This is a genomic window from Sellimonas sp., assembly GCF_047234585.1.
In the GTDB taxonomy this organism is placed as follows: Bacteria; Bacillota; Clostridia; order Lachnospirales; family Lachnospiraceae; genus Sellimonas; species Sellimonas caecigallum.
In genome coordinates this window covers 1-19,599 of record NZ_JBKSWG010000032.1, presented here as the reverse complement: position 1 = coordinate 19,599, position 19,599 = coordinate 1, and the positions used below count along the sequence as shown (strand labels likewise).

General features: G+C 45.0%; 15 protein-coding genes and 1 pseudogene. 1 reads left to right on the top strand and 15 read right to left on the bottom strand.

Annotated features, from left to right (window positions below; genetic code table 11):
• Positions 1 to 50: 50 nt before the first annotated feature.
• From ACLROL_RS10875 to dnaK, 11 genes and pseudogenes are all read right to left on the bottom strand, one after another.
• Positions 51 to 1,031, bottom strand: coding sequence for an ABC transporter permease (locus tag ACLROL_RS10875; RefSeq protein WP_087199437.1), 981 nt, complete (start codon positions 1,029 to 1,031; stop codon positions 51 to 53).
• On the bottom strand, positions 1,028 to 2,008 hold the full coding sequence (locus ACLROL_RS10870; protein WP_087199435.1) for an ABC transporter permease: 981 nt from the start codon (positions 2,006 to 2,008) through the stop codon (positions 1,028 to 1,030). Before ACLROL_RS10870 ends, ACLROL_RS10875 begins: the two co-directional genes overlap by 4 nt.
• 20 nt (positions 2,009 to 2,028) lie before the next feature.
• Positions 2,029 to 3,339: an ArgE/DapE family deacylase gene (locus tag ACLROL_RS10865; RefSeq protein ID WP_087199433.1), complete on the bottom strand. Its 1,311-nt coding sequence runs from the start codon at positions 3,337 to 3,339 to the stop codon at positions 2,029 to 2,031.
• Positions 3,340 to 3,352: 13 nt separating this feature from the next.
• Positions 3,353 to 4,858: a sugar ABC transporter ATP-binding protein gene (locus tag ACLROL_RS10860; RefSeq protein WP_087199431.1), complete on the bottom strand. Its 1,506-nt coding sequence runs from the start codon at positions 4,856 to 4,858 to the stop codon at positions 3,353 to 3,355.
• A gap of 42 nt (positions 4,859 to 4,900) precedes the next feature.
• A complete protein-coding gene (locus ACLROL_RS10855; RefSeq protein WP_288723395.1) occupies positions 4,901 to 5,947 on the bottom strand; it encodes an autoinducer 2 ABC transporter substrate-binding protein in 1,047 nt (348 codons plus the stop codon).
• Between the two features lie 330 nt (positions 5,948 to 6,277).
• A complete protein-coding gene (locus tag ACLROL_RS10850; RefSeq protein ID WP_087212813.1) occupies positions 6,278 to 6,811 on the bottom strand; it encodes a nitroreductase family protein in 534 nt (177 codons plus the stop codon).
• A 58-nt stretch (positions 6,812 to 6,869) separates the two neighbouring features.
• Positions 6,870 to 8,639 carry a transglutaminase-like domain-containing protein gene (locus ACLROL_RS10845; protein ID WP_413067822.1) on the bottom strand — a complete coding sequence of 590 codons (1,770 nt, stop codon included), beginning with the start codon at positions 8,637 to 8,639 and terminating at the stop codon, positions 6,870 to 6,872.
• A gap of 13 nt (positions 8,640 to 8,652) precedes the next feature.
• On the bottom strand, positions 8,653 to 9,723 hold the full coding sequence (locus ACLROL_RS10840; protein WP_413067821.1) for a DUF58 domain-containing protein: 1,071 nt from the start codon (positions 9,721 to 9,723) through the stop codon (positions 8,653 to 8,655).
• Positions 9,720 to 10,664 (bottom strand): AAA family ATPase, encoded by a 945-nt coding sequence (locus ACLROL_RS10835; protein WP_413067820.1) that lies wholly within the window; start codon positions 10,662 to 10,664, stop codon positions 9,720 to 9,722. The genes ACLROL_RS10840 and ACLROL_RS10835 overlap by 4 nt, the downstream gene beginning before the upstream one ends.
• Before the next feature lie 108 nt (positions 10,665 to 10,772).
• Entirely contained in the window at positions 10,773 to 14,348 is a 3,576-nt protein-coding gene (locus ACLROL_RS10830; protein WP_413067819.1) for an ATP-binding cassette domain-containing protein, read from the bottom strand.
• Between the two features lie 15 nt (positions 14,349 to 14,363).
• Positions 14,364 to 16,127, bottom strand: a pseudogene (gene dnaK, locus ACLROL_RS10825) (molecular chaperone DnaK).
• Between the two features lie 231 nt (positions 16,128 to 16,358).
• On the opposite strand from dnaK, the gene ACLROL_RS10820 reads away from it, so the two are divergent.
• Positions 16,359 to 16,964, top strand: coding sequence for a TetR/AcrR family transcriptional regulator (locus ACLROL_RS10820; RefSeq protein ID WP_413067818.1), 606 nt, complete (start codon positions 16,359 to 16,361; stop codon positions 16,962 to 16,964).
• 64 nt (positions 16,965 to 17,028) lie between these two features.
• Here ACLROL_RS10820 and ACLROL_RS10815 read toward each other — a convergent pair whose 3' ends face one another.
• The 4 genes from ACLROL_RS10815 to ACLROL_RS10800 form a co-directional block, all read right to left on the bottom strand.
• On the bottom strand, positions 17,029 to 18,303 hold the full coding sequence (locus ACLROL_RS10815; RefSeq protein ID WP_413067817.1) for a CapA family protein: 1,275 nt from the start codon (positions 18,301 to 18,303) through the stop codon (positions 17,029 to 17,031).
• Positions 18,304 to 18,437: 134 nt separating this feature from the next.
• Entirely contained in the window at positions 18,438 to 18,836 is a 399-nt protein-coding gene (locus tag ACLROL_RS10810) for a type II toxin-antitoxin system HicB family antitoxin (RefSeq protein WP_087212750.1), read from the bottom strand.
• 36 nt (positions 18,837 to 18,872) lie between these two features.
• Complete coding sequence (locus ACLROL_RS10805; RefSeq protein ID WP_221919156.1) at positions 18,873 to 19,061, bottom strand: type II toxin-antitoxin system HicA family toxin; 189 nt, start codon at positions 19,059 to 19,061, stop codon at positions 18,873 to 18,875.
• A 273-nt stretch (positions 19,062 to 19,334) separates the two neighbouring features.
• A partial coding sequence (locus ACLROL_RS10800; protein WP_413067816.1) for a GGGtGRT protein occupies positions 19,335 to 19,599 on the bottom strand: 265 nt, incomplete at its 5' end.

Below are 19,599 nucleotides of genomic sequence, written 5' to 3'. Positions count from 1 at the left end.
TCAAAGTTCATTAATTTCTGCTTGTTTCTGCTTGACTTTTTATTTGCAGACTATTCTTTTTTAGCCTTTTCCACACTTAGCACGAATCGGCTCATCAGCTGATTTAAAATGATCGCAATGATCAGGATGAACCCAAGAGCAGCAAGCTGCCATACAGAATTGACATTTGCAATCTGAAGTCCGGAATTTAACATCGTAATAATCACAACGCCGATCAGCACACCGCCAAGATGACCGATTCCTCCGGCCACTCCAATGCCTCCCAATACCGCTACTGTAATAGCCTGCATTTCCATTCCAGTTCCTGCATCTGCCCTGGCCGTCATCAGCCAGGAATTATTGATAATAGCGCTTATGGAAGCAAGCACTCCTGCCAGCACATAAACCATGGCTCTGACCTTTCGTTCGCGTATGCCTGTAAATTTTGCCGCTTCCGGGTTTGTCCCCATCAGATATACTCTCCGTCCAAATTTCATCTTATAGACAAGAATAAATACAAGGACTGACACCGGAATTACGACAAACAGAATCTGGTTTGGGATCCCAAATGTACTTTCCAGAGATAAAAAGGAAAAACTGTCCGGGAATCCACTGATAGGAATACCTCCTGTGAGATAAAGTGCAAGAGAGCTGTATATGTACTGCGTTCCCAGTGTCGCGATCAGCGCCGGTACTTTTGCTACCGCTATTAAAAGACCGTTGACGGCACCAAGGACAACACCTCCCAGAAGCGTGATGATGGAAGCAGTCAGAATATTGCATCCATTCATAACCGCCAGCCCGAAGATTACTCCCGAAAGACTCATGGCAGACCCTACAGAAATATCGATACCATCTCTTCCGCTGATCATAACCAGTGCTTCCCCCAGCGAAAGTAACGTCAATGTTGCACCAAACTGTGTTACTTGAAGCAGATTATTCATATTGAAAAAATACGGGCTTATACAGGAAAGAATGATGATTTCGATCACAAAAAGCAGGAATAGGAATTTAGTTCTGCTTTTTGCTATTGAAAAAGCAAGTTTTCTCATGCTGACGCCTCCTTCCGTTTTTTGCCGAATGTCTTATTCCCTGTAACCGCATCGAATAATACAGACAGGACGATCAATGATCCGATAAAACAGTTCTCAAGCAGAGATGGGATTCCAAGAATTACAATTCCATTTTTCAAAAAAGCGATGAAAAGGACTCCCGCAAGTGTTCCGATCACGCTTCCGCGTTTTCCGTTTCCCTTTGCCCCTGTCCCGCCGATAGTTACTGCCGCGATACATGCGATCGGCAGATCAGATCCTATCGTCATCTCTACACTTCCCATTCTGGCAATGTAGAGCATGGCTGCGATAGCTGCAATCCCGCCGGAAATACAGTATGATATCAGCTTGATCTTCTTGATGTTGATCCCGCTTAAGTTTGCAGACTGCGGATTACATCCTGTCGCATAGATGTGGCGCCCGAATTTCCTGTACATCAGGAAATAATAGAAAAGCGCATAAACTGCAACGATAAATAAAAGAAGAACCGGAATTCCAAAAATCTTTGCTCTTGTAATGACACCATAACTTGGATTTAGCCCTGTCAGCCATTTTCCTCCAAGCAACGCAAATATAACTGCTTTCCATATATTCATTGTAGCGATAGTCACAATCATATCCGGTATGTTAAACTTTGCCACCAGAAACCCATTTAAAAATCCTACAGCCACACCAATTCCAATTGCTGCTGCCACAATAAGAAAAATATTGACGTTTGCCTGGAGCATATATCCAATGACGATGGCAATGACTCCCATCACGGAACCAACTGAGAGATCGATTCCGCCAAGAAGCATAACGATTGTCATCCCGATACTTACAAGTGCGATCTCCGCGTTGTTCTGTACGACCCGAATCAGATTGTCCACCGTGAGAAAATTCGGCGCCAGTATACCAAAGAGGATGATCTCCAGAAACAGAAGCAGAAATGTCACATATTCTCTCCGCCCCGGTTTCGGAACATATTTTTTAAACATCTGCTATTCCCTCCATTTTTCTAATCTGTCTGCACCTCACACCAGTCCATCAAAATTGATGCAATCATTTTCGTACATTTCACAAGTTCCTCTATTTCGATGAATTCGTCCGCCTGATGTGCAAGTCGTGGATCACCGGGCCCGATGTTGAGCGTAGGAATACCTACATTGCAAAACCATCCCATATCTGTATGACAGCAGATTCCTTCCACGACAGACTCCGGATTCACTTCTTTTGCACTCTCGCACACTGTCTGGAAAAACGGCTGATCATCCAGTGTTTCGCCGCAGTCTGCATCGATGAGCCACTCGATCGTCGGCTGGTTATCTTTCAGCCACGGATCTGTAAGGGCGACCTGTTTTACAAATTCTTCAATCTCGGCTTTGACATGGGATCCCAGACCATTTTCATCTTTTTCGGAAGGAAGATACTGTGCATTAAAAGTAAGGACTGCCCTGTTTGCAAATGTGGTCGGATATTCTCCTGCCTCAAACTGAGCCACATGGAGCTGACACGGTATTGGAAGATATTTGTGTTCTTTTGTCACACTCCACTCTTTGTTCAGCCTTCTGAAATGTTCCAGATAAAGCGCTGCTTTGTCAATGGCGTCCACTGCACCCCCTGTACGGAAATCTCCCTGTTTCAGCTCAATATGTCCTGCCCTTCCTTCAACTGTAAGTTTTCCCCACAAAATTCCTCTGCATAATGGGGCGATCTTCAAATGGGTCGGTTCCGTTATCAGGCATCCATCCGCCCGATAGCCGTGTGCTACAAGAGCGAGTGTTCCCATTCCTCCAGCCTCTTCGTCCACGACTGTGCCGACAGACACATCGCCTTTCAGTTTCAGTCCGCATTCCCGGATTGCCTTTACCGCTGCTGTCATGGCTGCGATTCCGCCTTTCATGTCTACTGCTCCGCGCCCATAGAGACGGCCTTCTTCTATTTCGGCGCCGAATGGATCTCTTGTCCATTTGGATCCTCTCTGCACGACGTCAATATGTCCGGACAACATCATGGATTTTCCTCCACCGGTCCCTCTTAATATTCCGTAAAGGTTTGGTCTGTCATCAAATGTGTGATCCGCATAGTAACCCGGTTTTCCTTCATATGAGGCCAACTCTTCTGCATTTGGATATGTAAATTCGGTCTCCATTCCCATTTCATCCAAATATTCTCTGAGAACTTTCTGCGCATCGCCTTCCTTCATATATGTTTTCTCTTCATCAAAATATGGATTCACACTTGGCACCTGGATCAGCTTTTTCAGTAATCCTACCACTTCATCCTGATTTTTTTCGATCCATTCGTATACCTTTTCTTTCGCTGTCATGCAATCCCTCCTGCTATTCTTCGCTTAAATTCAATGCATTTTTCAAGATATCTTCTTCTGTTACCGTCTCTCTGTCAAACCGTGCAGTTACCTTCCCTTTATACAGTGTAATGATGTTGTCACTCAACTCCATCACTTCCGGAAGGTCAGATGAAATGACGATGACAGCCACCCCTTCCTGTGCAAGCTCCATGATATATTTGTGAATTTCCGTCTTTGTCATGACATCGATTCCTCTTGTCGGCTCATCCAGGATAAGGACTTTCGGCTTCTGCAGAAGCCAACGGCAGAACAACACTTTCTGCTGGCCACCGCCGCTCAGGCTGTTTACGCTGATTTCCTGATTTGGCGTCTTGATGCTGTATTTTTCTATGTTCTCCCGGACAACCTGCTTTTCCTTTTTCTTGTCGATGATTCCGATTTTATTGGAAAGACTGTCTAAAAAAGATACACTCATGTTATCTTTAACAGAATGTATATCAAACAGTCCCTGCGCACCTCTGTCTTCCGGCACATAAAAGATCCGCCGCTCCACTGCCTGGTTAATATTGATATGTGTGATATCCTCTCCCTCAAACAGGATCTGACCACTCTGGGCATTTGTCTCGCCAAAGACAGCCCTTGCTATTTCTGACCGCCCGGCTCCCACAAGTCCGTACATTCCTAAAATCTGGCCCGGCCTCACACAGAACGACACATCTTGGTACACAGATCCCAGAGAAAGGTTTTTCACTTCCAGTATCGCCTCCGCTTCCTGTTTTCTTTCCTGGTACACACTCATATTGATCTCTCTTCCAGACATAGCTGTAATGATCGTTTCTTCAGAAATCTCTTTCGGAGAAAGGGTCCCTGTAAGGCAACCATCCCGGAGAACAATGATATTGTCAGAAATTCTTAGAATTTCCGGAATTCTGTGGCTGATGTACATGATGCTGACGCCTTTTTCCTTCAATTCTTCAATAATCTCAAACAGTTTCTCTGACTCATTATGGCTGAGAATAGAAGTCGGCTCATCCAGAATGAGGATTTTGCACTTCTTATAAATCCCTCTTGCTATGAGAACAAGCTGTTGATTTCCGATGGAAAGTTCACTCATCGTGAGCGGCAGGATCTTTCCATCCAGCCCGACAAGCTTTAAAGCTTCCACCGCTTCCTTGTACATTTGAGTCCATTTTATCGTCCCGCCTTTTCCCACAACCTCATTTCCCATAAAAATGTTTTCCAACACCGACATATCTGCAAAAATATTCGGTTCCTGGTATACGATAGAGATTCCTATCTTTGCTGCATCCAGCGGGGAATGAAGTTCCAATTTCTTTCCTTCAAAATAGAGAGAACCCTCATCATTCTTCAATGCACCGGCTATAATTTTCATCAGCGTTGATTTTCCGGCACCATTTTCTCCTACCACTGCCAGAACTTCTCCTTTTTGCAGTTCAAAACTCACATTCTGCAAAGCCTTAACTCCCCCGAAGGATTTGCTGACAGACTCGGCCTTTAAAATAATTTCTTTTGCCACACCTGTTGTCTCCTTTCTGAATATGAAAAGGGTTGATTTATCTTAGAAATCATAGTCATCCACATTGTCTTTGTTGATGATCAGAGGATCGCCAAGAAGGAGCGTCTTTGTCTCTTCATTCCATGTTACCGGATTTTCCAGTCCTTCCACTTCATTTACTTCCTGGAATTCTTTTCCTTCTACTACCTGAACACCTGCCCACACGTCAAGATATCCAAGTGCCTCCGCATCCCACATAATGGATTCTTCCATTACTCCGGAATCGATAAAAGGTTTTACCGTCTCCGGTGATCCGTATCCAATAACTGCCACTTCTCCTGTTTTTCCCTCCTGTTCCACAGCCTGTGCAACTCCCGGAACAGTAGACGATGCCACGGCAATCAGCCCTTTCAGATCCGGATATCTTGTCATCAGCTCCTGAGCCTGCTTTAATGCCTGCTCGCTGCTTCCTCCCTGCGTATAACGAATATCCACAATCTCAATGTCTGGATATTTTTCTTCCTGCTGTTTCTGCATAAAAGAAATCCATGTATTTAAGTTGGTAGCTGTAGACTCTCCCGACACGATACCAACCTTTCCTTTTTCTCCGATCTGCGCAGCCAATCTGTCCATCAGTGTCCTTCCAAGATCTTCATCGGATGCCTGAGCTACATAAAATTCACGAGTGCTGTCCGGAGCATCTGAATCTGCTGTATAGACATGGATTCCCGCTTCCTGCGCTTTTTCGATGTACGGATTTGTGGAAGAGCTGTCAAGTACTGAAAGAGAAATAGCATCTACTCCCTGTTTGATAAGACTATCCATGATCTTGACCTGTTCCGCTGCGTTTGCCTGCGTTGCTCCTGTATACAGGTATTCCACTCCCAGATCTTTGGCTGCTCTTTCTCCTCCTTCTTCCATAGCTGAAAAATACGGAATACCGACAAGCTGTGGGATAAACGCAATTTTCGTCTTACCGCTTTTTTCTCCTCCGGCTTCCCCTTTCTGATTGTTTCCACCTTCGCCTGTCCCTTGACATCCAGCCAGCATTCCGCATGTCAGTGCCGCTGTCAGTAATGCCGCCGTAAGTTTCATTCTTCTGTTTCTCATAATGATTCCTCCTTATAATCCTTGATTTCACGCTTGGTAAAGCGTTTTTCCTATCCCTTTATGCTGATTATAACCCTATGAATCTTTTATTTCAATCGTCATAATTCGACTAAATTTTCAAATTATTTTCATCATTTTTCATAATTAACTATTTTTTATTCGTGATTATGCATAATAAACTTCTGCTTTTTTGTCTATTTTCACTTATAGGTAAATCGTTTTATTTATGTCATTCTTTTTACATCGTCACATTGCACGTATACAAAAAAAAGACCCGCAAGCAGTGTTTCTATCCTGCTTGCGGGCCATACCTCTATCCAGCTGATCTTTCTAATAAAATTTTGTAATATCATCGACTGCCTTTCGCTTTGGCATAGCCGGTGCTGCATCGCTGTAACCTACCCCGATGACAGCTACAACTGCTTCTTCTTCCGGAATTTCCAGCACATCTCTTAATTTCTTCTCGTCCCTGATACCCATAACAAGAGTGGATAACCCTAATTCCGTCGCTTTCAGTATCATATTCATATTGCTCATACCGCAGTCGTAATATCCCCATCCGTTTCCAAGCTCATTGGATGGCGTACCATCCGGATTAAACCCGGAGCGATTGGTTACGATCGTAGTGACGAGCAGCAGCGGAGCATTCTTCGTATTCTTCTGATTAAACTCCGGCAGAGCTTCCCTTACTTTTCCAAGCATTTCCTCTGATCTTACAGCATAATATCGGGTAACCTGTGAGTTTTTCCAAGACGGCGCCAGAATCCCGGCGCGAATGATCTCCCGGATCTTATCGTCCTCCACCTTATCGGTACGGTATTCTCTGATGCTTCTTCTTTTCTCCAAAACCGTCTGTAATTCCATTTCGTCCTTCCTTTCCGGCTCATAAACCTGTTTTATCTTCTTTTCAGTATATACCTTTTTAAATCGGATTTCCATCCCAGAGTTTTCGAATTTGACAGAGTATCCTCTTTCTCCTAGGGAGTGATCCGTATACCCTTTCCGTTACAATAAGACAGAACTTTTTTACATTCCGTTCTTCTTCTTCTGTGACAGCTTCTCTGCTGAACGCCGCTTTACTCACAATATACACCACTGTCTGTACATTCAGTTCTGCCCTTAAAACCTCCTCATCCATTCCCGGATACACGGTCATTTCCCCTCTGGCGGACGGTGTCGCCTCTACCGGTATCCATCCCACATTTTCCACGAATATTTCCGGCCAGGCATGAGCCGCTTCATCGGTCACTTCCGCATGCCATCCATCCTCATTTTCCGTAAAATCGGAAGGAGAAACTGCGTATCCGGCTGCATATCTGGCCGGAATTCCATACATTCGAAACATTAAAACCGCAGCGGATGCAAAATGCTGACAGTAACCTTCCCGACTGTCAAACAGAAAATATTCCACGGGATCCCGGTTAAAGGGACTCATTCCCGGAGTCCTTGTGTAAGACGCGCTTTCATTCAGAGTATCCAGGATAAAAGCTGTAATCTCTTCAACCCCTTCTTTTGGATGGGAACTGCAAAATTCTGCAAGCCTCGGGATCTGCTTTTCGGGCACTTCTGTGTATGTCTCCTTTGCAATGGCAGCGTACTCATCCTGCAGCTGCTCATAATAGATTTTATACTGCTGGAATTGTGTGATCTGATCCCAGTCTGTCTCAATATCTGCCTGTTCCATATATGTGAACGTAAATCCTTTTTTCATCTCATCCCAGTCTTGGTGGTATGGCATGCTGAAATATGGGACATACCATTCAGAAAACGGATCCCCCATATAATGTATGGAAAGATAACGGGAATTGTCTTCCGATCGCTCCCACTGCATGACCAGATTCATAAAGTAATACATTGCAGAAATTGTCTCATTGGGTCTGTGAGAAACCCACAAATCCAACTGTTTTGTCCCTGCTGGATAGAGATTTCCCCGGTTGATCGTCCCATCCGATGGTCTGTCTGCTGTTCCGCTGATTCTCTTGACCGCTTTTTGGATCGAGCCTTCTGCCTTGTAAGCCGCATCGTACATCCATTCACTGCCAAACTGTGTAAAAATCATGGAAATCAAAAGGACTGCCGCCATCCCTTTCCACAGAAGACTGCGGATTTCGCCTTTGACACGCTGTTTTTCGTCTTCTTCTCTTGTCTGCTTTTTTGGCATATGGACTCCCCAGAATACGAGCTGAAAACATCCAAGCAGGAGAACCGAAGGAACTCCCGGCCTAAGCCCAAGAAAAGGAGCAGATAAAAGTAAAAGATTGGAGACGAGGCAGAGAATCCAGCGATTGGTTTGCCGCACTTCCAAAACAAATAACAAAAAGATCGCAAAAAGGCAGAAAGACACCACCACTGCAGTCACATCTTTCTCTCCTTGTGCGATCCCTCCAATGCATTCGCGAAGGTGTTCATATTGGGGAAAAAGTACTTTTCTAAAAACTATGGCTGCACACAGGAACCCTGCCAGAAACATCGCACTCCCAGCAAGCATTGTCCTCTTTTTCCTTTTGTAAAGAAAAGAGAAAAAAACGGCGGCGGCCGCCGCCGCAGTAATGGAAACCGCCAAACTGCAGCGGATATTTTCTGATAGTGCGAACATGGACAGTATTCCACATGCTCCCGACATCAAAAATACAAGGCAGGAGAGCCTGTCTCCCCATATTTTTCTAATCTGTCCTATCTCCTTTTTTTTCATCGTCCGCTCCCCTTTATGCAATCCAAATCTCTTGCTCCAATTCTCTTTCAAACTGTTCTTCTGTGAACTGAACAGCCAATTTCCCCTTGTGATACAGTCCAAGATCCCGGTTGAGACAGAATCCACCGCTTTCTTTATCCGCCTCCGTCTGTGTGCCCTTTATCCATTCTCCCTCTGTCCGGAACAATTGAAGCAAAACTTCTCTTACATCTGCCTCTCCCATGATCTGTACCCTGCAAACTTTTCCGGTTTCCTCATACCACTTTACGCATACCCCATCTGCAGCCCGAAAAAGTCCAAGAAGACACGCGTATAGAAGTTCATAAAAAGCATCCTTTTTTTGTTCTGAATCTGACTGCGGCTTCTCCAGATCTACAAAGAGTTCCTCCCATTTTCCAGATTCCGGCGGATACTCTTTGACGAGAAGTGTTTCTGTCCGGGCGCTTAGATTCCAGTGGATCCGTCGTTTCTGATTACCTTGCACATACTCTCGGATCTGATAATGATCATTCTGGCTATGTGAGAATGGCACTGCTGCACCTTGCGCGCTCCTCTCCCCATCATCCCAAGTCTGTTCCGCAAAGCAAATCTTCATATACCTCTCCGGTGGAAATACTGCGATTTCCTGACTCAGATTTTCTTTCTTCTTCTTCCGAAACAGTCCGAAATAGTCCGCAATCTCTACCTTTCGGATTTCTGTCTTTATGATTCCACAGTGTGGTGCCTCTATGAAATATGAGAACTCCTGCTTCTCTTTTTTCCCTACATATCCTTTGTACAGCAGCTTCTTTTTTCTGCGTTCTCTGTCATAACTATATCTCATTTGTACCCAGACTCTGCTTGCCGGTATGGATCCTTTGTTCACAAGACAAAGGGAACTTCCTTTCTGTTCATTTTTGCGGATTTCTTCCAGACTTTTGGGAAACTGCACTCCTACCTTTGCCTTCAGATACAGGGCAGTGAGAAACATCAGGATAAATACGAGAATTTCGGCCGCCGCAAGAAGAAGAAATGCAGGAACGTGGTACATTCCTCCTACATACCATGTGATAACAATCAACAGCATAAAAACTATTTTTTTCATTTTTCCGCCCCAAGCGCCGGCTTCCTGACCGATGCGCTGATTTCCTGTAAAATTGACTCTTTTGTCCTGTTCTGTGTTCTGGCGCTTCCGCTTAGCGAAACTCTGTGTTTCATAATATATGGGAACTGTTCCTCCACATCCCCCGGAACAACAAACGAACGGCCATCCATCCATGCAGCAGCCCGAGCCATCTTGACAAGCGCGATCGTGGCTCGCGGACTCCCTCCTCGTTCCAGCAGCTCATGCTGCCGTGTCTTCCGCACAAGCTCGACAATATAGCGATAAACAGACTCGTGAATATATATCCCCGCTGTCTCACGCTGCATTTCCAACAGCGTCTCGGCATCCATGATCTTTTTCAGAGTATCCATACGGCTCTTCTCCTCTATTTCCATAGCCATGGCAAGTTCGCTTTCAAAATCCGGATATCCTACAGACATACTAATCATAAAACGGTCCACCTGCGCTTCCGGGAGCATCTGTGTTCCCACACTTCCGAAAGGATTTTGGGTGGCAATTACGAGAAAAGGAAGCGGCACTTCACGGGTAACTCCCTCTACTGTAACACTTCTTTCCTCCATTACCTCCAGAAGAGCCGACTGCGTCTTAGGCGATGTCCGGTTAATCTCATCAGCCAAAAGCAGGTTGCAGAACACGCTTCCCGCCTGATACACAAACTGTTCTTCTCCCCTCATATAAATGGAAAACCCAGTCAGATCAGATGGAAGGACATCCGGAGTAAACTGGATCCTCTTGTACTGAAGATCCATAGATTTCGAAAAAGCAAGTGCCATCGTCGTCTTCCCAACTCCCGGGATATCTTCCAGAAGGATATGCCCGTTGGCGAGAAAGGCCAGCATTACTTCCCGTACAATCTTCTCTTTTCCAAGTATGATTTTGTTGATCTGCTCTATCACATCGTTTACTTTTTTCACAGACATGGACACTCCTCCTTACAATTCTTTCTATTTTATTTTAAAACAGACAGAGAAAATATTTCAAGTTCATTCAGATCTTGATATATCCCCTCTGTCTGATATAACATAATTTTATTCTGTCCGAAGCGCCGTCACAGGGTCACTCTTTGCGGCTTTCTTTGATGGGATCAGGCCTCCCAGGACAGTGAGTCCTACACTTAGAAATACAAGAATTACCGCCGGAATAATCGGCAGCACCGCATTGATCTCATCAGAGCCGGACAGATGATGGATCAGCGCATTGCCCGGAATCAAAAGGAGCAGCGTGATCACGATACCAATCAGACCAGCACAAAATCCAATGATGACAGTCTCTGCGTTGAACACCTGAGAGATATTGCCTTTGGATGCTCCGATAGCACGCAGGATACCAATCTCTTTTTTTCGTTCCAACACACTGATATATGTGATAACCCCTATCATAATGGATGATACGATGAGAGAAATCGCTACGAATGCGATCAGCACATAGCTGATCGTGTCAATGATAGCCGTCACAGAAGACATCAACGTCCCTACCATATCCGTATATGTGATAACCTGTTCTTCCTTCCCCTCTTTTTCCATCTGACTGTTGTAATCATCCAGGATCTTTACTACCTGCTCTTTGCTTTCAAAATCTGTCGGATAAATATCGATAGCGGAAGGGCTGTCAAAATCTGCGTAGCCAAGTGTCTGAAGATTGCTGTCATATGACGCGTCTTCTTTGGATCCGAACGACATCATCAGCTCCATCAAATCTTCTTCCGACATATTCATCTGGAACGCATCGGAAAATGCGTCCGCATCGATCTGCATGGCGTCTCCCATGGTTTTCTCCAGAGTGGTCCCAACATTCTGCATCGCCTGCTCCATAGCCTGCTGCATACTTTCTGCCATCTGTCCTACGGCTTGCTGCATGGCAGATGCCACCTGTGTCCCAAGAGTCTGAGAAACTGTCTCTGTATAGCTTCCCATGGCGGTCTGCATATAGCTTTCAATGGACGAACTTATCTGCTGCTCCATACTTTCCATATCGATCATCCCTGCAATTTCCGCACTGAGTGCCATCTTTCCTTCCGGCGTATTGAGATACTGGATAAAAGATGCATTGATGGAGCCTGGATCCGGAAGGTCGTTGGCAGCAGCATATTCCATATATCCAGCCATCAGTTTATCGGTAAGCTCCTTCATCTGTTCCGATGTGATGGTTACATCCTGGCTGATGTGGAAAATTTCTCCGCCCCATTTATCCAGGATTTTGCCGGCTTCTTCTGTCTGCAGGTATTCAAGCAGATAGTCATCAAATTTATCTGGATCCGTATACCCATTGTCCGCCGCATACTCGGCATATCCTTCCAGCAGTTCCTTCATCATTGCCTGAAGCTGTTCTTTTGAAGCAGTCACATTCCCATTGTCCTTGATGATATCTGCCATTGCAGATTTCAGGATTTCCTGTGCTTCCGGTGTCGCTAGATATGCCTGGAAATATTCTCCCAGTTTGGAATAGTCTGCATCCGGGTGTGTCTTTATATACTCTTCGTATCCCGCCAAAAGCCCGGAAGCCATCTGCTCCATACCATCTTCCGATATCGGTATCTTTATCTCTCCCATCATGTCTCCCATATTCATGTCTGCTGAACCTGGGAGGTCGATCTGAATCTTGCTTAAGTCAAGAAATCCCGACAAGTCCATCGAGCTTCCGCTGTCCGCGAAAACATCCGACATATCGAGTGCTCCGGCCATTCCCTGAGAAATAGCTTTCTCATCAAATCCAAACGCATTTTGGATGGCCTGCGTATCGACTGTAAAAAGCGAATTCATATCCAGTTCATTTTCGCTTTCCTCTGAACCAAAAGCCTCATTTGTGAACACATTCGTTTCCGGATTTTCCATTTGCTGCTTTACGATATTGCTTTTTTCTGCCTGCTTTATCACATGTTTGGTCAAAGAGGAAGGGTATCCGATACCCGGAGTAAGAGAGACCACATTCGCGTCTTCCGCCGGCTTTACGATACCTACAACAGTAATATCTTCTCCCGCATCCACAAGGGATTCAATATATACCTCATTGTCTGTCTTATCTTTCCAGACATGATATTGACTGTCATATTCATAGTAATCCGCACTGTTTACAAGCTTGAACTGAATACCAAGAATATCTTCGTAAGAATAAGACCCCATGTCATCCGGAGTCTGAATGTCCTCTTCGTTGATAAACTGACGGATCATTTCATCCAGCTCTACAGAATCTCTAAGCCCCAGTGTGTAAAGCATAAAATCGCTGATACTTCCTCCGGAAGTCAGGACGACCACACATTCGTTATATTTCTCCGGCCAGCGCCCTGCCGCCACTTCATACTGATCTTTATACAGATTTTCATTTTCCGGCATTTCATAAAACATGTCTGTACTCATCATGGAGGACATCATGCTGTTGGCCCCGGCTGCAGACCCAAATCCCAGTGCATCAAAAGATTTGTCCGGATTGACCTGTCGGACCCCATCTCTGTCCTGGCGGTAGATCTGCGGAACCGCATTGTACGAGTACTCTACTGCATTTGTGTAATCCTCTATCCTGCTCTTGCCGCTGTCAAAGTAAGACTTGAGAGATTCCAGATCGTTGGAGTTCATAGTGGAAAACATGTCGGTAACCATCTGTACTACGTTCACATCCCCGCTCTTTTCCTCTTGCGCGCCGTTTTCGCCTCCCAGCATAGAACTGAAATCCAGTCCTGTGCTTTGAATCTGAAGCGGATATTCAGAGAGCGTCTCCTCCTCGACAGACCGGATATAGTCATTGACTCCTGTGGAGAGTGACAGGATCAAAGCAATCCCGATAATCCCAATAGATCCTGCAAAAGAAGTCAAAAGCGTCCTCGCTTTCTTTGTCTTTAGATTGTTAAAGCTTAACGACAACGCCGTTAAAAATGTCATGGAGGCTTTCCCCATATTTTTATGAGATGGTTTTTCAAGGGAAGCTTCTTCCACTTCAAACGGATCCGAGTCGGCCTGAATCTTACCATCCTGGATCCTTACAATCCGCGTGGCATACTCATCTGCCAGTTCCGGATTGTGCGTTACCATTACTACAAGGCGATCCTTGGCCACTTCCCGCAAAAGTTCCATAACCTGCACACTTGTGTCACTGTCAAGAGCTCCTGTCGGTTCGTCAGCCAGGAGAATGTCCGGGTCGTTCACAAGTGCTCTTGCAATAGCTACTCTCTGCATCTGACCGCCTGAGAGCTGGTTTGGCTTTTTATGTACCTGCTCTCCAAGTCCTACTTGCTCCAGCGCTTTTTTGGCCCGCTCCTTCCTCTCACTTTTATCGACCCCGGAAATGGTAAGAGCCAGCTCTACATTGGAAAGTATCGTCTGATGCGGGATCAGATTATAGCTTTGGAAAACAAAACCGATCGTGTGATTCCGGTAGGAATCCCAGTCTCTGTCTTTGTATTGTTTGGTGGATATACCGTTGATGATCAAATCTCCGCTGTCATAACGATCCAGTCCTCCGATGATATTTAAAAATGTTGTCTTCCCGGACCCGCTCGGTCCCAAAATAGCTACAAACTCATTGTCCCGAAGATTCAGGCTCACATTATCCAGAGCTTTTTGTACAAGCTTTCCCGTCCGGTACTCCTTGCGGATATGTTTGATTTGAAGCATTTGTTCTCCTTTCCTTTACTGCATCCCGCTTTCTTTCATAGATCGTTCCAAAGCATCCATGGCTTCTTTCATATTGTTCATTTCATTTTGAGATACTTTGTCTACTTTAAACCTCATCAGCTGTTTTTCCAGCACAGACAAATCTTTTTTCAGCTGCTTTTTCTTCGTCTTTTCCATGGATTTTCCATTTTCTCTGATAAGCTGATTCGCCTGTCCTGCAATCCTTCTTGCATCCCCGCAAAGATCCAGGGCTTGCCTTCTCATCTGATCCTGCCCCGCATATTCCCTTGCATCTCGTATCGCTGCCTCGATCTCTTCGTCCGACATCCTGTCATTGGTCGTGATCGTGATAGACTGTTTCTTTCCGGTATTTAAATCTACCGCTGAAACCTTCAGTATTCCATTTGCATCAATGTCAAATGTCACTTCGATCTGCGGCACACCTGCAGGCGCTTTCTGAATCCCTTTTAACCGGAATTTTCCGATGGTCTTATTGTCCCTTGCCATCGGTCTTTCTCCTTGCAGCACATGGATTTCCACACTGCTCTGAAACGGCACCGCGGTACTGAAGATTCTGGAATACCTTGTAGGGAGCGTTGTATTTCTGTCGATCAGACTGGTTGCCACACCTCCTACCGTCTCAATGGACAGCGTCATCGGCGTCACATCCAAAAGGAGGAGATTCTTCTCGGTTCCTGCAGCTACCAACCCATTTCCCTGAAGGGTGCTTCCAAGGATCGCCGCACCTTTTGCCACACATTCATCAGGATTGATCTGCTTTCACGGTTCCTTTCCTGTCAGGGAACGCACCAGTTCCTGAACCGCAGGGATCCGTGTGGATCCGCCTACAAGCAATACTTTCCCAAGCTGTCCCGCAGCTATTCCCGCGTCGCGGAGCGCACTGTACACCGGTTCTTTTGTCCGCTCCAGAAGATCCTGGGTCAGTTCGTCGAACTTGGTACGGGTAAGTGTCATATCCAGATGGACAGGTTCCCCTTTTGCCTGTGTCAGATAAGGCAGGGTTATCTCGGTACTAAAAGCGGATGAGAGTTCTTTTTTAGCCTGTTCTGCTGCTTCCCGGACGCGCTGCATGGCTGCAAAGTCTTTCTTCAGATCGATTCGATATTCTGATTTGAAATTCTGTACGATCCATTCTGTGATGCGCTCGTCAAAATCATCGCCCCCGAGATGATTGTCCCCTGCTGTGGACAACACTTCTATGACACCTTCTCCGATCTCGATAACAGACACATCAAACGTCCCGCCTCCCAGGTCATATACCATAACTTTCTGCGGCTCTCCGTGATCCAGCCCATAAGACAGTGCTGCGCTTGTCGGTTCATTGACAATCCGTTTGACCTCAAGGCCTGCAATGCGGCCTGCGTCTTTCGTTGCCTGCCGCTGGATATCATTAAAATAGGCCGGCACAGTAATGACCGCTTCCGTTACCGGTTCACCGATAAACGCTTCCGCATCTTTTTTCAACTGCATGAGGATCATTGCACTGATCATCTGAGGATTGTAGGATTTCCCATCGATCCTTATTTCCCAGTCTGTTCCCATATGACGCTTCACGGAACTGATCGTTCTGTCCGGATTTGTGACTGCCTGTCTTCTGGCCTGGGCACCTACCATCCGCTCTCCATTCTTTGCAAATGCCACAACGCTCGGTGTAGTCTGTCCACCGGTACTGCACGGGATGATAACCGGAGTCTGGTTCTCTACAACCGAAACACAGCTGTTTGTCGTTCCAAGATCAATACCTATCACTTTGCTCATTCTGTTAATTCCTCTATTCTCATTTTTCAGTAAATTGACATTTGTTACGCTTTGCATTATAATATGCTCCAAAAAAAGGGTCAAGAGAACAGCCCTTTCCTTTTTGATAATTAATTGACATAATTATTTATTTTGTCTTTTATTTATGTATGAGTTGACAGAAAATTCACAGTTTTTATACTTTTTTAATCTCTCGTCCTATTTCTTTTCCTGCAAGGAGGATCAAAACAAATGAAAAATCATATGGAAAAAAATCTCGATCTGCGTGTTACAAAAACATACCAATCTCTGTTCCGGGCATTCGCTGCCTTGCTTTCAGAAAAAAAGCTGGAGGATATCACAGTCAACGAGCTGTGTGAACTTGCCATGATCCGGCGTGCCACTTTTTATAAACACTTTTCCGACAAATTTGACTTTTTTACATTTTTTCTCAAAGAGCTGCAGCATTCCAGTATGATGCGCGCCGCACAGACGGCAGATACCAACGATCCATGTACATTTTACATCAGCGCTATCCGCTCTGCTTTCGATTTCATGGAAGAAAACGCGTGGCACCTTGCAAGGGCACTGGAATCTGGAGGTATCCTGAATCTTCTCATGGTACTGGATCAGGATGAACTGACTTCGAGCCTCGAACATCATCTTACGGAACGCAAAAAAGCCGGTCAGCCTCTTCCCGCTTCCCCGGAGATATTGGCGCAGCTCTTTTCCGGAGCGCTTTTCCAACTTTCCCGCTGGTGGTATACTCACAGAGATGTGGTAGACAAAGAGGAAGTCATCGCCGAACTTTCTTCACTTGTACGTTCGTTTTGTTCTCTGTGTTCCCATGACTCATAAAATACTGAACTTCCCCATTCCTTCCAAAACAGGGTACTTCTTTTGAAAAGAAGCACCCTGTTTTTTATTCCATATTCTCCGTCTCCTGCTGTTGAATCTGTAAAAACGGTTCAAAATACTGATTGATACTGTCCATCGTAAATTCTTCCTGTGAGAATCCATGTACGCCATGTTTTGCTGCCAGTTCTTCCGTGTAATCGTCCAGCCGATATACACCGCAGTTTTTCCATTCATCTTCATAGTGCATGACGAGGGGAACCATAGAGCATGCTGTCACAGACACTTCCCCTGTATCTTTGTCCTTCTGAAGGGTAATATCTGCCATGCCTTCCAAAAGCTGGGATACTCCTTCCTGTCCGGAAACAAAATTGCCCAGTGAATAGTACACAAGCATATCTTTTCCGTCCGGACGGGCTACTGTGCCGTAAGGGCGAATCACATGAGGATGTGCACAGATCGTAATATCCACGCCTTGTTCTGCGAGAAAATCGATCCTCTGCTGGGTCGCATTGTCTACATCATTTTTGTACTCTACACCAGTGTGAAGGAAAACGATGACTACATCGGCTTCCTCTTTTGCTTTCGCCACATCTGCCTTTACTGTTTCTTCATCGTAGACATCTACCGCATAGGACTCATTTTCCGGTACCATTGCACCGATATTGATCAACGTGGTGTAGTTGATCATAGCAATCTTAAAGTTCTTCTCTTTGATGATCTGAACCCTGTTCTTATCCTGATCTTCCTGGCTGTCATGTATGCCAAGAACTGGAATATCCGGATGGCTTTCCCTCCAGAAAGTAAGCGACTCTGAAATTCCTTTGCTTCCCTTATCGTACGAGTGGTTCGTCGCCATGGTTACAACATCAAATCCGGCATTCACAAGAGCATCTCCTGCTTCCAGCGGCGTGCCAAAAGTAGGATACCCGCTCGTGTCTTCATCGTCATCTACAAGAGGAACCTCCTGATTGACAATGGCTATATCTGCTTTCTCTATTTCTTTCTTTACATTTTCATAAAGAAAATCATAATTCCATCCGCCATTTTCCAGTTTCCCCTGGGCAAGGACTGTATCATGGTACAGATTATCCCCCACCGCCATGAGACGAAGTGTATTATTTTCCTTTTCTTCCGCAGCCTGCTTTTTTTCCTGTTCCGCTTTTTCCCTTGCCGCCGTTTCCGCCGCCTTGTTCTGACAGGATCTTACAGATGCAAAGATCACAATGATCAATATGATCACGATTCCGGCTGCAGCCAGCATAAGTCTTTGCCTCATAACCTGCTTTTTCCGCTTTTTTGCAAGCATCTGCTTTCTCTTCCTGCGTTCTTTCTCATCCACAGCAAATTCCCTCTTTTCTCTTCTGTAAATTTTTTACATTTATCCGTACATATCTTACAAACCAGTATATCATATTCGCGGCAAATAGGCACTATCTAAAAAGAGAACCTGAAACCAGATTCTCTTTTTCCTTCTTATTTACTGATATTCAATTTATTCATCAATGCCTCCTGAAGAACCTGTGAAAAATTCACTCCCATAGCAGTTGCTTCTTCATTCAGCCATTCCGGAATACTAAGTGTCTTTTTTACCGCCCTGGAATTATGCTTCTTCTGATACTCCAGCATATCAAATTCCACGATTACTAATGTTCCATCATCTAGGCATATTTTGTCAATTTCAGTCGGTTGTGGAATAACTTCTCCTTCCTTCTTCCTGCTTTTCAACGCAAGCCCCATTGCCTCCACGGCCATTTCGTAAGCCTGTGGCATATCGTCTCCTTCTGTGAAGCATTCCGGGAAATCAGGAAAAGTTACCCAAAATCCACCCTCTTCTGCTTTATGAAATACTGCTGGATAAAATAACTTATTCATACGTGATACCTCCACTACATATCTTAGGCACAGGGCCTATTTCAGCCCTGCCTGTTTCAGTATTGCCTGCTCCAGCCCTTTTTTCATGGCTTTGGAGTGATAAGGAACGATTACCGTTCTTCCTGTTGCGGAATTTTTCAGCTTTACATGTGAACCATTCTGACTCACTTCCTCAAATCCGCTTTTCTTGAGATGTTTGATCATCTCTTTCGGCGTCATTGGCATCTTTTGTATCTCCTTTCCTTATCATGTTTCTATAATATCACGTATTCTTACGTATGTCAATATTTTACGTAATTTTACGTATTATCTTGCCTTTCAAGACTGCTTAATGAATGGAAAAATTAAAATAAGCGGCACTCTGTTTTTACAAAGTACCGCTTAAGATTAACAAATGACTATTAACAAATAATGTACAAATAGTATACAAATGTCCTAGTATTTTCTACTCTTTGTTAATTTTAACTACTTCTATAAATCCCGAAAATACGGCATTTATTAGAACTTTCCTTCTTTAGCAGCTTCTTCAATGGCAACTGCAACAGCTACTGTCATACCAACCATCGGATTGTTTCCTGCTCCGATGAGACCCATCATTTCTACGTGAGCCGGTACGGAAGAGGATCCTGCAAACTGTGCGTCAGAATGCATACGTCCAAGTGTGTCTGTCATACCGTAGGAAGCCGGTCCTGCTGCCATGTTGTCCGGATGAAGTGTACGTCCTGTACCGCCGCCGGATGCAACAGAGAAGTATTTTTTGCCT